The 2,104-nt window shown below is 53.5% G+C and carries 2 protein-coding genes; both read right to left on the bottom strand.

The window, feature by feature from the left end:
- Positions 1-1,172: serine/threonine-protein kinase (locus RMSM_RS15375; RefSeq protein WP_236622155.1), on the bottom strand; the 1,172-nt coding region annotated here is incomplete at its 3' end.
- Entirely contained in the window at positions 1,123-1,770 is a 648-nt protein-coding gene (locus RMSM_RS15370) for an ECF-type sigma factor (protein WP_040767095.1), read from the bottom strand. The genes RMSM_RS15370 and RMSM_RS15375, both read right to left, overlap by 50 nt.
- Positions 1,771-2,104 lie beyond the last annotated feature (334 nt).

Raw genomic sequence — 2,104 nt, 5'->3', positions numbered from 1 at the left:
CAGACGTTATCTTCGCGGTCCATTTCCTGGGCATTCGAATCGCGGACAACCGTGGTCGCTAGCGCAGGACGATTGGTTGACGTAATCGATTGAACGTCCGATTTAATCTGACTTGCATGTTGGTAGCGGCGTTGCGGCTCTTTCTCGAGCGTACGCAACACAACTTCATCGAGCCGAACGTCGATTTCGACTTTTTTTGACGGTGCTGCGAAACGCCCGATTGGCAGTTCGCCGGTCAACATTTCGTAGAAAACCACCCCCAACGAATAGATGTCCGCGCGGTGATCAACGCCATGTGCCCCTTCGAACTGTTCGGGCGCCATGTAGCGAGGCGTCCCCATCACCTGGTGTGTTCCGGTCAACGAATCTTGTTGATTGTCATTTCCCATGATACGCGAGAGACCAAAGTCGGCGATCTTTACCGCTCCGTCGGTCGCAATCAGGATGTTCTCGGGCTTGATGTCGCGATGGACAACGCCTTTGTCGTGTGCGTACTGCAGAGCATCGCAGAGGTGCGGCACGATCGCCAACGCATGCTGGGGTGCCAATTGGCCAGCTTTAACGACGTCTCGAAGTGTCGAACCATCAACAAATTCCATCAGAAAGTAGTAGGTGTCTTCGACGTTTCCGAATTCGTAGACGGACACAATGTTGGGGTGACTCAGTTTTGCCAGCGTCCGAGCTTCCCGCGTGAAACGAAGTGCAAATTTGACGTCGTGACCAAATTCTTCTGGCAGAATTTTCAACGCGACCAGACGGTCGAGTCCTGTTTGACGGGCCTTGTAGACGGCGCCCATGCCGCCAGCACCAATCAGCTCGAGGATTTCCAACGTCGGAAAAAGTTCAGCAAGACGACTTATGGTCGGCGGCTGGAACATGCCCGCCCGCTGATCACCTTCGTTGAGCGCTTCGTTGATGGCATCAGAAACTTCGGGGAATCGGCCGAGGTATTCCTGCTTTGTCGGCGTCTCGCCTCGCCGCCGTCTATAGTCAATCTCCAGCACGATGAGTTCGGCCAGCAGCACATTTCGCTCGTTGGGTGAGACATCCTCGGCCAGCATGGATTCGATCGTCGGCGGCTCGTTGGATTGCCACAGACGTTCAAATTCAGCGCACCGATCATCAATCTGTTCCAGGGCTGCGATCGGTAGTTTTTTCTGACGGATGTTCATTAAATTCAACTAATTCCTGCTGACATTTCTCTCGAATCAGGTGCAGACGACGTTCGATCGTCCGTTCGGAGCATCCAAAACGCTGTGCGAGTTCCGCGTTGGAATACCCTACTAACTTTCCACCCGCTAAATCTCGGAGCTGCCCGACACCTAAATGTGAAAAAAGTTGTTCCACCGATTCTTGCATCATCAATACCATTTCCGGAGACGGCTCCTCACCGATGGCTTCGATGACGTTTGCATCGTCCGCCGGGTGGTCCAATGAATGAAGCTGGACGTTTCCGCCGCGTCGCTGCCGCAGATCGTGTCTCCGTTTATCCACCACTTTTCTGGCCGCCATTCGCAACAACAGCCGCCACAGGTCGTCTCGATCGGCCAAATCAGGGAAGCGTCCGTTTTCGGCCGCATTGTAGAAGCTGTCAAAGACACTCAGCACGATATCTTCTTCGTCCGACACAGCTCGGTTTTGCCCCAACAACCGGGCGCGAACCGACCGCACGAGTCGGTCAAAGTAATGTTGCCAAATTTGATTCGCGGCAGCCGAATCACCGGCTTTCACCAATTGAATCCAGTGGCTGACATTCGTGCTTTTGGACATTTTCGTGAAGGCAGTCAAATGAAAACGGACAGGCAACGAGGCTACAAAAACGCAATCGTACCACATCCTCATTTCTGCAACGTCTCCGTCAACTTCGTTGAGGGAGAGTTCGAACGGATCCTTCAGCGACGTTCTGGCGCGAGGGCTGACCGAGCAAGGCACTGGCGACGAAATAAGATGGACAGGAAAATATTCAGATTGCAGGATCAATCTGCAGTATCCCATCTTTTTGCCCCCCATGTTTTTGCCTTATTTAGCAGCCAAGGCTGACACCGGTTCGGTGACGTCGCGGCTCACTCAACACGTCCTTTTCGCGACATCGACGAAGCGCCGA

Source organism: Rhodopirellula maiorica SM1 (genome assembly GCF_000346295.1).
Classification (GTDB): domain Bacteria; phylum Planctomycetota; class Planctomycetia; order Pirellulales; family Pirellulaceae; genus Novipirellula; species Novipirellula maiorica.
The sequence above is the reverse complement of the archived record's forward strand: the minus strand, read 5'-3'. Positions and strand labels throughout refer to the sequence as shown.

Coding starts and splice junctions, on each gene's coding strand:
- RMSM_RS15370 (WP_040767095.1), bottom strand. CDS start 1,770: ATGTCCAAAAGCACGAATGTCAGCCACTGGATTCAATTGGTGAAAGCC.